This window comes from Arthrobacter sp. FW306-1B-G06A, from assembly GCF_058781765.1.
Map to the genome: position 1 here is coordinate 34,863 of NZ_JBYSXB010000008.1, position 14,628 is coordinate 49,490.

The 14,628-nt window shown below is 61.2% G+C and carries 14 protein-coding genes; 3 read left to right on the top strand and 11 right to left on the bottom strand.

The annotated features are described in order from the left end of the window. Positions 1-52: 52 nt before the first annotated feature. Positions 53-325 carry a hypothetical protein gene (locus AC3WJM_RS06000; RefSeq protein ID WP_253257435.1) on the bottom strand — a complete coding sequence of 91 codons (273 nt, stop codon included), beginning with the start codon at positions 323-325 and terminating at the stop codon, positions 53-55. 205 nt (positions 326-530) lie between these two features. Here AC3WJM_RS06000 and AC3WJM_RS06005 point away from each other — a divergent pair, with 205 nt between their 5' ends. Continuing rightward, positions 531-2,705 (top strand): transglycosylase domain-containing protein, encoded by a 2,175-nt coding sequence (locus AC3WJM_RS06005; RefSeq protein ID WP_059389449.1) that lies wholly within the window; start codon positions 531-533, stop codon positions 2,703-2,705. 64 nt (positions 2,706-2,769) lie between these two features. Here the strand turns inward: AC3WJM_RS06005 and AC3WJM_RS06010 are convergent, their stop codons facing one another. The 9 genes from AC3WJM_RS06010 to AC3WJM_RS06050 all read right to left on the bottom strand — a co-directional run bounded on the left by AC3WJM_RS06010 (position 2,770) and on the right by AC3WJM_RS06050 (position 11,288). Then, positions 2,770-5,283 carry a LuxR C-terminal-related transcriptional regulator gene (locus AC3WJM_RS06010; RefSeq protein WP_307053894.1) on the bottom strand — a complete coding sequence of 838 codons (2,514 nt, stop codon included), beginning with the start codon at positions 5,281-5,283 and terminating at the stop codon, positions 2,770-2,772. Positions 5,284-5,508: 225 nt separating this feature from the next. Then, on the bottom strand, positions 5,509-5,928 hold the full coding sequence (locus tag AC3WJM_RS06015) for a hypothetical protein (protein ID WP_059389446.1): 420 nt from the start codon (positions 5,926-5,928) through the stop codon (positions 5,509-5,511). Positions 5,929-6,044: 116 nt separating this feature from the next. After that, positions 6,045-6,716: a signal peptidase I gene (locus AC3WJM_RS06020; RefSeq protein WP_492271390.1), complete on the bottom strand. Its 672-nt coding sequence runs from the start codon at positions 6,714-6,716 to the stop codon at positions 6,045-6,047. Positions 6,717-6,784: 68 nt separating this feature from the next. Next, complete coding sequence (locus tag AC3WJM_RS06025) at positions 6,785-7,444, bottom strand: hypothetical protein (RefSeq protein ID WP_307053897.1); 660 nt, start codon at positions 7,442-7,444, stop codon at positions 6,785-6,787. Positions 7,445-7,455: 11 nt separating this feature from the next. Continuing rightward, entirely contained in the window at positions 7,456-8,550 is a 1,095-nt protein-coding gene (locus tag AC3WJM_RS06030) for an RCC1 domain-containing protein (RefSeq protein WP_492271391.1), read from the bottom strand. A 190-nt stretch (positions 8,551-8,740) separates the two neighbouring features. Beyond that, positions 8,741-9,196 carry a hypothetical protein gene (locus AC3WJM_RS06035; RefSeq protein WP_492271392.1) on the bottom strand — a complete coding sequence of 152 codons (456 nt, stop codon included), beginning with the start codon at positions 9,194-9,196 and terminating at the stop codon, positions 8,741-8,743. Between the two features lie 164 nt (positions 9,197-9,360). Further along, positions 9,361-9,960, bottom strand: coding sequence for a hypothetical protein (locus AC3WJM_RS06040; protein ID WP_148667644.1), 600 nt, complete (start codon positions 9,958-9,960; stop codon positions 9,361-9,363). Beyond that, positions 9,957-10,574: a hypothetical protein gene (locus AC3WJM_RS06045; RefSeq protein ID WP_148667643.1), complete on the bottom strand. Its 618-nt coding sequence runs from the start codon at positions 10,572-10,574 to the stop codon at positions 9,957-9,959. The genes AC3WJM_RS06040 and AC3WJM_RS06045 overlap by 4 nt, the downstream gene beginning before the upstream one ends. A 96-nt stretch (positions 10,575-10,670) precedes the next feature. Next, complete coding sequence (locus AC3WJM_RS06050) at positions 10,671-11,288, bottom strand: type 2 periplasmic-binding domain-containing protein (protein WP_284989934.1); 618 nt, start codon at positions 11,286-11,288, stop codon at positions 10,671-10,673. A gap of 629 nt (positions 11,289-11,917) precedes the next feature. Between AC3WJM_RS06050 and AC3WJM_RS06055 the strand changes: the two genes are divergently transcribed. Then, positions 11,918-13,636, top strand: a complete 1,719-nt coding sequence (locus AC3WJM_RS06055; protein ID WP_492271393.1) for an alkaline phosphatase family protein — start codon at positions 11,918-11,920, stop codon at positions 13,634-13,636. 173 nt (positions 13,637-13,809) lie between these two features. Further along, entirely contained in the window at positions 13,810-14,151 is a 342-nt protein-coding gene (locus AC3WJM_RS06060; RefSeq protein ID WP_492271394.1) for a hypothetical protein, read from the top strand. Positions 14,152-14,298: 147 nt separating this feature from the next. On the opposite strand, the gene AC3WJM_RS06065 is transcribed toward AC3WJM_RS06060, so the two are convergent. Then, positions 14,299-14,598: a ribbon-helix-helix domain-containing protein gene (locus AC3WJM_RS06065; protein WP_172465630.1), complete on the bottom strand. Its 300-nt coding sequence runs from the start codon at positions 14,596-14,598 to the stop codon at positions 14,299-14,301. Positions 14,599-14,628: the final 30 nt, after the last annotated feature.

Here is a 14,628-nt window from a genome sequence, read left to right on the forward strand (position 1 = left end):
GTCAGATCCTGGGCAGGCGCTAGCCTCAGGCTATCGCTTACCGGGCCCACGCTTAGAGGGACTCGACGTCGGCCGTTCCGAGCTGTTGCCGGCGGGCCTGGCGGTTCCGCAGCCAACGGCGGGCAAGGTCCACTGCGGCCCAGATTCCGGCGAGGGGAGACAGCACGACCACGCCGTAGATGAAGATCATCCACGTCAGGATGGCCAAGGGCTGCTGCGCTCCGCTCAACCAGGAGAGGCCGCCGAGCAAGCCGATTGTCCAGAACAAAACCACTCCCACGAGCACTGCTCCCGCCGGAAAATACTCGCTCCTCACAACAGCCATCAGCGTCTCCACCGGCTGCCACCTGCCTTCCATCACCGCGCCCGAATAACTTCAGTATGCATCCGGAAAAACGCCGGACACGGCCAGCGCGCGGGCGAAGTGACGAACATAACCAAGGGGGGCGTGTCGCCACGGATTCGGGAGCCTATGTGACGGGTGGAATGGCGGCGTAATCTGAAAAGACGCACGGTTGATAGCTGGAAAAATGGCTCGGAAAAACAACCCGAAAAATGGTTTGGCCAGGGTCCTGCGAAGGATCTTCGGATTCTTCCTGGTGAGTGCTGTTTGTGGCGTCTTGGCCGCCGGGCTAGTAGTCCCCGGCGTGGCGTCGGCCGGGATGGCTGTCAGTGGTTCGATCCAGTACTTCGACAACCTCCCGGGTGATCTGGTGGTCAATTCGCCGTCGCAGTCCACCAAAGTGCTCAGCGCAGACGGAAAGACGATCGCCACCTTTTATGCGGAGAACCGTGTCCGGGTCAGCCTGGACCAGATGTCGCCGTACATCAAGGAAGCGATTGTAGCCGTCGAGGACAACCGCTTCTACGAGCACGGCGGCATCGATCCCCAGGGGATCCTCAGGGCATTGGCCTCGAATTTCACCAAGGGTACCAACGAGGGTGCGTCGACCCTGACCCAGCAGTACGTGACCAACGTACTCAACGAGTCCCGTTTGGCGGCAGGCCAGACCGGGCAAGTGGTGCTGAGCGGCCAGAAAACCCTGGGTGACAAGGTGCGGGAGATGAAACTCGCCGTCGAACTCGAGAAGAAGTTCACGAAGGACCAGATCCTGGAGGGCTACCTCAATATCGTGTTCTTCAACCGGGACGCGTACGGCATCGAAGCCGCGGCGGAGCATTTCTTCAGCGTTTCCGCGAAGGACCTGAGCCTTCCGCAGGCGGCCCTGCTCGCTGGCCTGGTCAACAGCCCCAGCTACTACGACCCGTCCGTCCATCCGGACAACTCCATCAAACGGCGCAACCTGGTGCTGGCCGATATGCTCGCCCAGCACAAGATCCAGCAGGCAGCCTACGCGGCCGCGGTGGCCACTCCCCTCAAGCTCAACATCACGCCGGGGAAGCAGGGCTGCGCGGCTGCGGACATGGCAGTGTACTTCTGCGACTATATCTCCCACCTGATCCTCAACGACCCTGCATACGGTGCCACCGTGGCTGACCGGGAAGAGCTCCTGTATCGCGGCGGCCTGACGATCAGCACCACCTTGGACAGCCGCTTGCAGGCGGTGGCCCAGCAGCAGGTCGATGCCACGGCAGGAGCGAACCCGGACAAATGGGGCGCCTCCCTGGTCTCGGTGCAGCCCGGCACGGGCAAGATCCTGGCCATGGCACAGAACACGGTGTTCCTGGCCGAGCCCGGCAAATTCGATACCCAACTCAACTTCAACGTTGATTCCGTTGACGCCAACGGCAATGACCTCAACGGAGCCGGGGGCTTCCAGCCAGGTTCCGCAATGAAGCCATTCACTTTCACGGAGTGGCTCAATGAGGGCAAGTCCTTGACCACGGTGGTGGACGCGTCGCGGAGGGTCTATCCGCTCGGATTCCCTTGGAGGGACAGCTGCGGGAAGGTACTCGGCGGCTACAGCACGGCCCAGAAAATCGCGGGCCTTGGCACGGCTGACGATCTCCGCAACAACGACGAGGGCTACTACCGCCCGATGCCCGTCAACTACGGGCTCTACAACTCCATCAACACCGCAACTTTTGCCGAGGCGAGCCAACTGGACTTCTGCGGCATCCAGAAAGTGGTGGATGCGGTGGGTCTCCACAGTGGTGTGGACAACGCGCCCGTGAATATGCACCAATTGGGCAATCTCCTCGGCGGCACCGAGGTGTCCCCACTCGTGATGGCCGATGCCTTTGCCACTTTCGCCAATGACGGCACGTACTGCGGGCCGATCGCGATTGTGGGCATCACGGATCCATCCGGCGGGAAGCTGCCGGCCCAAGCCAGTTCCTGCCGCCCGGCCATCAAGCCCGACGTTGCCCGCGGCGTCAACTCGGTTCTCCAAGACGTCCTGAAACGGGGATCCGGTATCTACATTCAACCGAAAGTCCAGGCCTTGTTCCCTACCGCGGCAAAAACGGGAACGAACAACAGCAATGGCTCTACCTGGGTGGTCGGATACACCACCGGGCTCGCGACGGCGTCCTTCTTCGGCGACACGATGGCAGGACAGAGCCGGGCCGGACAGAACGTCACCATCAACGGCAAGTTCTACACCGCCATCGACGGCTACATGCTGGCCGGGCCGCAATGGGCCAACTACATGACGCAGGTCGCCGGGCTGTATCCGGCTACAGCCTTCCCGGCGCCACCTGCGTCCATGGTCGGGACGCCCACGCCGAGTCCTTCACCCTGAGTTTCAGAATTCCTGTCCAGTAGCACGGACCGTCACTTCGGAGACGTCGACGCCGGGTGGCTGGTCACTCACGAATCGAGCCTTGCACGTAGCGGTACAAGGCTTGACGGGTGGTCATGCCTGTCTTCTTCAGCGCCCTCGAGATGTGGTTCTCGACCGTGCGCAGGCTAATCGCGAGCCGGGCAGAAATCTCGATGTTTGTTTGACTGCCGGCAAGTATTGCGACTTCGGTCTCCCGGACCGACAAGGTCGGCGACAGTTCATGACCAATATTGAGGCTGAGGTGTTCGCCTGCCATCGGAAACCTGCCGTCGAAAAGCCGTTCTGCCTGCTGCATAGCAGCAGCCGCCGTCCTGACCCGTTCCAAAAGACGACGCTTGGATGCGCCTTTGAGCAGCAACCGGACAGCGTGCAGATCAGCATCCGGCCGGTATTTGTCCAAGAGGACCTTGAGCAGCCCGTGGTCATCGTCTACCACTGCTTCGGCTATGGCCAAAAACTGGTTGTGGGATGTGACCTTCGAGTTCCGAAAGACGTGTTCCGCCCTCTCAAGGACCTCACGGCTCGGAAGCAGGCACATGATGAAAACCGAAGTGTAGGCGGCTTCCGTGAGGAAGCCGCGATCCAATTGGGCGTCGATGAGGGTAATGGCACTCGCGTCAAACGACTGCGGATCGTCGTACCGCTGGGCAAAGAGGTCAAAAACGCCCTTGCCAGTCCCCGGAAGAGGGCCGATATCGGCTACATGCGTCCTCGCTTGGGCGCCCACCGAGGCGGGCTCTTTCTCTTCGTCCATCAAAGCCCGGAGTCCCACAAGTCGAAGCATGGCGTCATGCAGGGCACTCGCGAGGAATCCTGGGCGGCCGAGCGCGAACACGCTGCTCATCATCAGATCGGCATGCTGGCCGAACCCAGATTGTGTAAGCGCCAGCGCGGCCACGTAGCTGTTCGCGACGAAGCCGAACCGGTCAAGGCCGCGGCGGGCCTCGATGCGTCTGTTCAGGGAGAACACCAAAGCCTCGTCTAAGCGCCCCGCGACAAGCAGGGCCAGTCCCCGGACGAATGGCTCGATGCCCGACGCCAAACCGAAATCATCAGTTGACTCCAGTGCCTTGAGTGCTGCCAGTCCATCGAAGCGGTAGACCTCCAATATGGCCCGTACCACGGTCAGGACCCCACTCTGCGGATACGCGTTTCCGTAGCTGTCCAGGATCTCGCCCAGGTTTGCCGGCATTCGGTCATACGAGGCGGCGAGGAACAGGCCGAAACCCTCGGCCTCGGCCTCCTGCTGGGGACTGAGTGCGGCAAGTTCGGAGAGCATACCTTGAGCTGCTGCTACGTCATCACCGCGAGTGATTGCCCAGAGCGCCCGCGTCATAGTGAAGAAAAGGGAGTCCTCCGCTTTGCCGTTGACCATGACGGTGTGGGCAAAGACGTGTTCGATCCGCTCCGGGTCTATGGGTCCGCCCCAGTAGAACTTGAGGAACGCGGCCGAGTTGGCCATGCTTGGGTCCGCTTCCCACTGTTCGTAATGGGCTTCCTCCCGCACGCGCAGCTGTTCTTGGAAGTGACGGGCAGCCAGCGTGCCCCCCGCTCCTGATTCTTCCCTCAGCTGCCCGACGGCGGCAGCAACGGAGGGCGTCATGAATCGCCCATTCCCGGGGGCGGGCGCGAGCGCCTCGGCAACGTTTTCGATCCGTTTGACCAGTACCCGACGAGAGTACAAAACGTGATTATCACGAAAGTAATCAACCAGGAGGGGCGGATTTGAGGCCACGCAGAGCTCTCCGTCGATGTTTTCGGACACAGCGACCAGACCACGCCCTTCGAGCCTGTCGAGCATTGTTGTGGCAACGATCGAATGTAAGGAAGCCACCGACCGGGTGCCTAGCATCGACAATGCGTCCAGCGCGAGAAGCTCGTCGGGTTCGAGGCCTTGGAGGAGTGCTTCGGCCGTTCCGCGGAGATCCTCGTTCCAAAGGGTATGGCCGGTCATTCGCCACTCTCCCTCGCAGAGCGTTAGCAGCTTGTTGAGGACGCCGCTTTGGGCGATCCTTACCACCAACCTGGGGTTGCCCGCGGACTTCATCAGGATGTGGGCGGTGACATCGACGTCCGCGGGGGCAGAAAGTGTTTCGGCGATAAGCTGATTGACTTGGTCGTAGCGGAGTGATGGGAGCCGGACTTGTGCTTCCGGCCATCGTTCCGGGACGAGCACGGAGGTCCTCGGATAAATGGGCGAATCGTCCATCGACATGATCAGCGGCCTCTGGGACCGTCTTTGCGCGATGTCCAGGACAGCGAGGGACTCATTATCAAGCAGGTCGATATCGTCGACCACAATGATCCTTGATCCGCGTTGCGAAAGTTGTTCGGCGAGAACGTCAGCCATGCCCAAAGGGCCCGTATGGCGCCCTCGCATATCCAGGCCAAGGGAAGCGATTCCGGCGAGCGGCGTCTGTTGGAGAAGGCGGGCTCCAAACAGGCTGTAAACCTCGGCGCCGGTCTTTTCCAGCTCCGTGATGATTTCGCGGATTGCAGTCGACCGCCCGCTTCCAGCGCGACCAACAATTCGCACGCTAACCCCACGTTTAGCAAAGCCTAGTGCCCGGCGTATTTCTTCCTGGAACACTGAAGACTCCTAACTCTCCGCCCACTACCATTTGAACCCGCGGCAAGTACTTCACCACGGATATCGAGACGAGTCCGGCCCGAACATTCAAACACGCTAAGGAGGCGCGGACTGAAGATTGCGGCGCTTCCATGCGGAATCAGGCAACCAGGACAAAATTATGACGATCACTCACAGATCACTGGAGGCTGTCTGCTCCGGGCCTTGCAGCCAACTACCGCGATGGGAACCGCGCATGTTGACCACGGCCTCGCATGTGTCCCAGGCCCATCCGCAATCCGTTGCGAATCGTATTTCCATGGCGCTGACGATCTCGCCGCCATGGAGAACATCGGATTGGCGGACGATATAGCCAAAGTCCAAGCTCACGCTTTCGCCAGATCCGAGATATGGAATGGTCATTCGCTCAGGGCCGGGCTGGGAATCGAACGCCAGCTGTTCAACGTTGGCGTTGGTCAATGAACGCGAAATAAGCTCCACTGCTGCGACAGGCCCCTGTGAAGCGTTATGGATCAATGCAGTGAAGGATACGGTTTCGCCAGCCCGGGCAGAGTACTTGTCAGCGAAATGCAGCAAGGAAAGGGCTGGCAAACCAGAAGCCGTGGGGGACCTGTGGCGTCCGCTCCGTCCCGAAAGACGGGAGCGGACAAGCCAGTCATGAACATGACTCATTCGGGCCCCGGGGAGTAGCTGATCCTGCAATTTAATCAGCACTTCCGCCTGCGTGCTCTGGCAGCAGAACCTTGTGCCAATCGCGCCGGGTCCAGAATGAACAGGGCCAGCAACGCAAGCCCGGCCGCGCCGGCGATGAAGATGCCGTATGAGGACTGCAGGACGGCTGCCAGATAACCAAGCCCAACGATGTGCCAGATGTATTTTCCGGCAGTAGTCACCTTGTAGGGCTCGGGGTCGTTCTGGGTGTTTGCATCCCCCTTGAGCGTGTACTCGTAGACGTCTGGTGTTGGTTGAACGGACTTGACCAGCCGGTGCGTAACCAAACCCAAGCCGCGTGGACGCTCCACCGTGACAATGCTGCCGTCCTCGATTTCGCCGGCAGGTACTTGTTGCGACAAGACGACCGACCCCACCGGTATTGTCGGTTCCATTGATCCCGAAACCACAACAAGGGGCCGAATTCCGAAGAGAAGCGAGACAGCGAACACAAGAATACAAGCGGCACCCAGGAGCGCACCGAGCGACAAGAGGATCGAGCGGAAAGCACCGTAAGCCCGGAACGCAGGATGCTGGCGCACTTGCTCCGACGTCTCCTCAGGGACCTCCTCCTGCCGGAATTCTCCCTTTGCCGGCTCACCCCCTGCCTCGCTCCGCAGTTCATCAATCCCGCCGTGCTCTTCCTCAAGGTCCGCCGGGCTGCCCATCCGGGCGCCTACCTGGTCCTCTTGGCTTCCCTTCAACCGGTGCGTTTCCGGATTTCCACTACGAGTGTTCACGGGGCAACTGAAACCGCGTCGAAGTGCACGGCGAGCGCCGTCTGTCCACCGTTGTACTTCTCCACGTCCGGGCCGTCTACATAGGTGATAGTGAGTTTCAATTTCTTCGAAGAACCGTCCGCGGCAGGAGTGTAAGCATCTCCCTGGTTCAACACCGCACCCCAGCGAGGTTCAAGGACACCCAGCGATCCCTTTGCTTGGTCCCACCTGACATTGGTGAACAGCACCTTGCCCGTTTCGTCCGCTGCGGTAAACGTCAGGAACGGAAGAATATTCGGTACCCCTGCAGCAACCGTCCCATCGCCGTTTCGAAGGATGATTTTGAAACTCGTATCCGCCTTGAAGACAGAAGTGTTGTTGAACACCGGGATCATGGTGACGACCGACCTGCCAGGTATCAGGTCAGCCGCTCCCGCGACGGCCCAGTCAAATCCGGCTTCCGTATCGGCTTGTTCCACGGTTCCGTTGTCCCGCACAACGCCAATATCAAAGCGCGGAGTCTCGATGAGGGCCTCGCCGACGATGTTTAGATTGGCAAAGTCGTATGCCGCAGCGCTCGTGGCCGTAACGGTCGCCGCGACAAGTGCGCCTGCCGTGACTGCGAGCCGGAGTTTCCCGCTCCGTTGCCCCACCCCTTGCCATACCGGTCGTTTCATAGTCAGCTTCCTCATTTCGTCACCATTCCGAGATCCCACGAGACCTTGCGGTTGGCGATTTGAGTTCCGATGGGGAGCCCAATCGCTCCTTGGGGGTTGTATCCCCTGCCCCAGAAGGAACCATCAGATTTTTGCCAGAGGTAGAACCCTTGGCCCGATCCGTACTGCACAACGCCAGTATCGATTCGGGTCGGGTTTTGCGGGAATTGACCGTAATCGTCGCTGGCGCCATAGCCCCAGAGCTCTCCGTCGCCGTTGAGCAATGCAACACCGGTGAACCCGAACTGCATGGATTTAATCTGGGACAGCGAGGGAACCACAGTGGGCACCGTCGGTGTGGTGGTTGGACCTCGCCCGGTACGGCTAGCGTCAGTTCCCCAGCTCAGTACCTGTCCGTTGGAGAGCAGGGCACCACCCATGTTGATGCCGCCGTCGACCGCAACAATATATGGAGCGCCAGGCGCCACGTTTCGCTTGAACCAAGGCGCAAGCGGACTTACGAGCCTGGGCGTCGCACCTGTGTCGAGTAGGCCCGAGGGCAGGCTGTTTCCGCCTATGCCTCCCCAATAGTAGACGTCGCCGCGCTCCAGAATGAGGAAGAAGTTGGTGTAGGCGCCTTTGAGGTAAATAGGCCGGTTACCGGCGACCGAGGGGTCCGGCAGTCCGGCAAGCTGGCTTGCACCGGGGGCAGCGTTTCCGCCGTAGCCAAGGGGATACCCCCAATGCCAGATGGTGCCATCACTTCGGATTCCGGCACCGGCATATTCAGTGGAGGAGATCGCGATGATTTTGTCCAGGATTGCCCCGGAACCATTCCACGCCGTGTTTATCCGGACTTGCTTCGCGTTGCCATTGGGCTTCGGCGCGTCTGTGCCGTCACGGAAGTTGTAAGAGCCCCATCCCCAGACCGTGCCGTCCTTGTCCAGTGCGTTGGCGTTGTATATCTGGCCGGTCGCTTGCCGAACAATTCCGTCGGGAATGCCGGCGACCTTCTGCGGCGGCTTCTGCCACCCGGAGGTGGGAATATCGCCGTTGATCTCGTAGAACGTAAGGCCCCACACGTAGACGTTTCCGTCGTTTCCGACTCCCATCCCTGTATCTACCATGCGGGAGTTCTTGGAGACGCCGACGGCAAACGGAGGCCCGGCATTCGCTGGGATAGCCTCCGAACGGGCGTGCGTCTTATCCTTGTACGCGGCACTTGTGGCTACGGGAATTTGAGCAGCACCGACAAACGTGGCGAGCCCAAAAAGGCCCGTCGCCGCGAGGCATTGCCGACGAGAAATGTTTGAAGGCTTACTCATGAGCGGGCTTCTTTCGACGTACGAGGATGAGGCCAAAGCCGACGGCCAGCAGGAGCGCGGCCGCGACACCGACTGGAATCAAGTTCCTGAAGCCTGTATGCGCAAGATCGGATCCAGACGCGGGTTTTTCTGGCGTGACATTGGGTCGATCAATGCTTGTGACGAAGTGGAATTTCAGGTTCCCGCCAGCGCCTTGGTAGGAATTGTCAGCGTCGCGTGGGAGCGTCACAGTCCCCACCAAGTTGTATGAGGCGCCGGCTTGAAGTTCGGGCAGTCTGATCGTGCGCCCGAGCACTTCTCCAACACGGATCCGCTCGACGACCGCAGTGCCATCTGGAGTATTCATCGTCAGTTCCATCGGCGCGGCTCCGGAGAAGAGGACATCGGAACGTCCCGAAATCTCCAATGCAAGCGGCACCGGCGAGTCGACTAGATTCTTGACGGACATGTCCCATTTCTGAGATTCCCCAGGAGCCGGAGCGTCAATAACTAGCGACGTCGGTGCCGTATCGATGAGATCCGAGGCCACAGCCGAGGCGCCGGCAGACTGCACAAGTCCAAGGAAGACCGCGGCAATCACCGCGATCAGCGCGCGGATGCTACGGGGCGCGATCATTTGCTTTCTCCGTTGGTCAGTACGCCAAGTTGGGTGGATTTTCCGCTCGCCTGTGCCCCACTGTTGGGCGCCAGGACCGCTGATACGCGGACAGCACGCTGTTCACCCGGAGCGACGTCCTGGAACGTGAGGCCAGCCTGGTTGACCTGCTGTGCGGTGGCGTTTGCGATCGCGGGCGTTGCTGCGCCGTCGAGGTAGACCGTGAAAAGCAGCGTGCCGAACAGATCACCGCTTTGTGGGTCTGGATCGTACAGGGAGACCGTCAAATTGCCGTTCACCCCTGGTTTTCGGTTCGTTACCGATACATCGAACTCAACAGGTTTGCTTTCAGAGAAGACCGTTCCCGCTGACAGCGGCAGGACAACGGCCGTCTCCGGCGTATCAGCATCGCGAAGAACTCCCGTGCTGTCCCGTACCGCAATGTCGAAGCGATTCGGATTGCCGAGGCCTGAACCAGCGATGCCCGTCCCCAGGTTCACGCGGGCGAAGTCCGTAAAGGCGGCCGCAGTGGTGCCGGCGCCGAGAACCAGCACGCCTGCCACGAGCCCAAGGGTCAGCCGCTTCCATCCGTCGCGCTTCACCGTCCTCCTGGTCATGGGTTCACCGCCTCAAAGTTGAACTGGATATCTGTTGCGGCCATCTGCCATCGGTTGTCCACCGTGTCGGGAAGCTCGACCCGAACATCGAGAAGCTTGTATTCGCCGGCACGCAATGGATCAGGCCAGGTGATTGCCGTCAACTGCCCTGCAGGGACGTGGTCAAGGAGAACCTTGCCACCATCCGAAACTGTGAAAACCAGCTGGTCGAAGAGTTCCAGGTAGGTGCCGGTCTGCGGATTTTTCTCAGCGCCGCGTGGAAGCGGGTCGAGGATGCGCAGGCCAATGAGGCTGGACAGGCGAGGGCTGTTGTTCTTCGCCGCGATCCTCAAATCCAGGACACTGCCTGGGGCCATGGTGTACCCGCTGTTATCTCCGGTCAGGATGATGCGCAATCCTCGCGGGTTGGCTTGGTCCCAATCTGCGGGCGTCGGCAGCCATGAGGGATCAGCTTTCCCTGCGGCCACAATGTCAAAAGTATTGCGGGATCCGTCCAGCGCGACGTCAACGTCAGCGCTGTCCGTAAATGAGGCGGCGGTGATCAGCGTACCCGCCGCAACCAGGGATCCGGTTGCGAGTAACAGCCGCAACCGCCCGCGGCGTTGAGTCCTCATACTGTGTCCTTCATGGGTCCGAGCGCTCCGTTCATTGAGGCCCCGTAGGCCAAGTGCAGGTGGGGACCCGAAGGCCCCCACCTGTTGTCGTTCCGACTACTTGACGGAGGAGGCGTCGAAGTGGGCCTGGACGTAGGAGACCTGGCCCTGCAGTGCGTTGTTGGCAGCTGCACTACCCTGGTCGGGGAGGTTGATGCTGACGCCGAGGACGCCTTCCTTCCCGGCGGTGTAGGTGCCCAGGTCGAGGGCGGTCACGTCGGCCTGCTTGACGTTGGTAGCGATTGCCTTGCCGTCCAAGGTGACGCTGTAGCGGAGGGCGCTAACCAATGCGGGGCTGGAGGTGTAGCCGGCGCGGTCCTGCAACCCGAAGGTGATGGCTGCGCCGAGGGCGGGGCTCTCATTGCGGAAGGGGATCGACACGGACACGGTGTCGCCCGGGGTGATCAGGTCCGCGCCGGGAACCTTGACGTTCACACCTGCGGCAGTGTTTGCTTCCTGCCATGTGCCCGGAACAGGCAGGCCGGCGGTGTCCGTTCCAACCACCTGGATGTTGAAGCGGTTGTTGCCGCCAACGCCGGAATCAGCGGATCCGTTGCCAATGTTCAGGTTGGCGAAGTCGGTGAACGCAGCAGCCGTCAGCAGCGCGGTGACGCCCAGCAGCGAACCGCCGGTTAGCAGGGCACGCTTACGACCGGAGCGAAGTTTGGTAGTCAAGAGGAGTTCCTTTCACGAGGTTGTCGGCGGGTTCGCCGACAGTGCGAGTGACTGCATCGGCAAGGGACAGGTACATTCCCTTGAACACCGGCGCGCGGTGTGCAACCAACAAGAAACTAAGGTCGCAATTGGGCCACTGAGTGGTGTTTCCCCGCAATTGAGTGGCAAAAAGGGGCAAATTAGGTGGTGCCGAGAGGGATCATTGAGTGTCGACGGTCTCAAACTCCGTTGAAACTCCTCCGAAGAGCGGAGCCGGTTCAGCGCCGAAGTTCTCGCCTTCGCGCTGGCAGAATTGCTCGCTGCGGACGAAGCCAGGCCCACTGATGCACGGCGATCGCCACGGTAACGGGTCCAGAGGTACTTTGCCGCCCACTGGCTGGGTGGCCGCCGCTAACGACGTCTTTCTAGGGCCGTACCGATGACAGAAGCCGGCGTACCCCCGTCCGCGCCCCCGGGGTACGCAGATTTCCTGTGAGTTTCGGAAGAGTTCGGCTACCCGCAATTGAACCTGTCATGAACGTTTCCACAGTGAGGCCCAATCGGCGGGACGGATCCCTTCCCCGCAACAAGAATCATCCGGGGACGCATTCTCGATCGATAAGAACGCAATAGCGAAGGGTCTTATTTTGATGAAGACAGCCAAGAAAAACGGGCTTGCCACAGCAGCGGTCCTGGGCGCCATACTGATGGCCGGATCCGCGGTGGCGCCGGCGATGGCCGACGACGCTTCACGCGGCGGCGAGGATGTCCAGGGCCAGCAAGGATCCGACAGCAAGGCCCAGGGCGGCCAGGGCGGCCAGGGCGAAACATCGAAGCACGTCCTGCTGCTTTCGGTGGACGGCCTCCACCAGAAGGACCTGGATTTGTACGTGCAGAACCACCCGACGTCGGCACTGGCGTCGCTGGTCAACCACGGCACAAGCTACACGCACGCCCAGACACCCGTGCCTTCGGACTCCTTCCCCGGTATGGTGGGCCAGCTGACCGGCGGAAATCCCGGGACCACCGGCGTCTACTATGACGATACGTTCAACAGGGCGCTCCTGCCGGCCGGCACGACGGACTGCAAGAACACGGCGCCCGGCGCCGAAGTGGCCTTCACCGAAGCCGCGGACAGGAACCAGAACGCCCTCGACGCCGGCCAAGGGCTGGCCGGGCTTCCGGCCAGCATCCTGAACATGACGGGGCAGCCCGGCGCACTCCTCGACCCGGCTGCCCTCCCGGTTGACCCGGCGACGTGCAAGCCGGTCTATCCGCACCAGTACTTGAAGGTGAACACGGTCTTCGAGGTGGCGAAGAGCGCCGGCCTCACCACGGCGTGGTCGGACAAGCACCCCGCCTACGAAATCCTGAACGGCCCTTCAGGCAAGGGCCTGGATGACCTGTTCACCCCTGAGATCAACAGCATCGCCCCCGCTCCCTTCAATGGTGACTGGACCAAGGACAACGCCGCAACCCAGCAGTACGACGGCTACAAGGTCAAGGCCGTGCTGAACGAAATCGACGGCAAGGACCACTCCGGCACCAAGACGGCCGCAGTACCTGGAATCTTCGGGATGAACTTCCAGGCCGTGTCGACGGCCCAGAAGCTCCCGACGTCGGACGGCCTCACCGGCGGTTACCTCCAGGGCGGCACCGTTCCCGGGCCGCTCTTGAGCAAAGCCCTTGACTTCGTCAACGCTTCTGTCGGTAAGTTCGAGTCCGCGCTTGCCGCCTCCGGCCATGCAAAGGACACCACGGTGATCCTTTCTGCCAAGCACGGGCAGTCGCCGATGGACGCTTCGACGCTGACGAGGGTGCCTGACAGCGCAATCATCGACGGCCTGAACGCAACGTGGAAGTCGGCCCACCCCGGCTCCGCAGACCTCGTGGCGTTCTCCACCGACGACGACATCATGCAGCTCTGGCTTTCGGACCACTCGCAGGCCGCAGCGCAGTTCGCCAAGGACTACCTGGCAGCGCACCCTGCCGCCGGTAACGACATCAACGGCGCCGCCAAGACCGTGACAACCTCAGGCTTGAGCAAGGTCTATGCGGGCAGCGAAGTTGCAAACTACTTCGGCACCCAAACCAGCGATGCACGCTACCCGGACATCCTCGGCATCGCGCAGACCGGGGTGGTTTACACCGGCGGCAAGGCCAAGATCGCCGAACACGGCGGAGCCAGTGCGGACGACCGCGATGTGCCGCTCGTGGTCTCCGGCGCCAACGACGAACACGCCCGGACCGTGACCACCGCGGTCGAGACGACGCAGATTGCGCCGACCATCCTGAAGACGCTTGGCTTGGACCCGAACAAGCTGCAGGCAGTGCAGATCGAGGGGACCAAAACCCTCCCCCAGCGCTGATCCAGCGCGCTCAAATCATTGGAGGGGTTCCACGGCCGGAAGGCCGAGGGGCCCCTCCCTTGTACTCATCCGACCCTGGGCTCGACGAAATGGACCGGTCCGCTGGCTAAGCCTGCATTGGGCGCGACGCCCCGTCTGCTTACAATCAAACGTCAGCAACTACTGAGGGAACCATGAAGAAAATCACCACAACCCTGCTCGCGGCCGGGCTCCTCCTCTCCGCTTCAGCCTGCTCGGCATCGCAGCAGCTGAGCACCGCGGACACCTGCAGCAGGGTCAAGACCGTCATCTCGAACGCCACGAACACCACGGACAAAACGGGAACCATCCGGGTAGCCAACCAGCTCCGCCCGATCGAAGCGGTCTCCTCGGATGAGCTGAAGCCCACCCTGAAGACGCTTGTGGACTACCTGGACGAGTCCTCGAAGGACAACCCGGATACCGCGAAGCTCAATGCCATGAAGAACGATTACCAGAACGCGGGTACCAATTACAGCAAGTATTGCGGCGGCTAAAGACAGTTTGCATTGCCTCCCCGAGGACTGGGCATGGCCGCCGAGTCCTCGGGCGGCCTCGCCCTTCCGCTCTGCGCGGCACGGAGACGCCGTTCAGGGCAGCCACCAGTAACAGCTGCAGCTCCGCAACCTGCAGCCCAGCGCACGTTAAAGCGCGGTGTGCTTCCCGAACGGATGGTGGCCCGTGGCTGGCTGTCCGTGGCTCCCCAGCCATTCGGACAGGGCCTCGCGCAGGATCTCGCTGGGCGTGAGGCTGAGCGTTTGCGAAGCCGACTCCAAGGCACGGTCCAGTTCCTCAGGGATCTGGAAATCCAGGGGCGAGGGATGGTTGCTTTCCCGGGCTTCGGCAGGCAAACCCTCACCGCGCAACAACTTGCCGACGGCTGGCTTCATGTCGTTTTCGGTCCACGCCGAAAGTCGCTCGAAATGAGTCACATCTCGTGTCATGATTTTCCCTCCCAACAATCAAGCATCCTC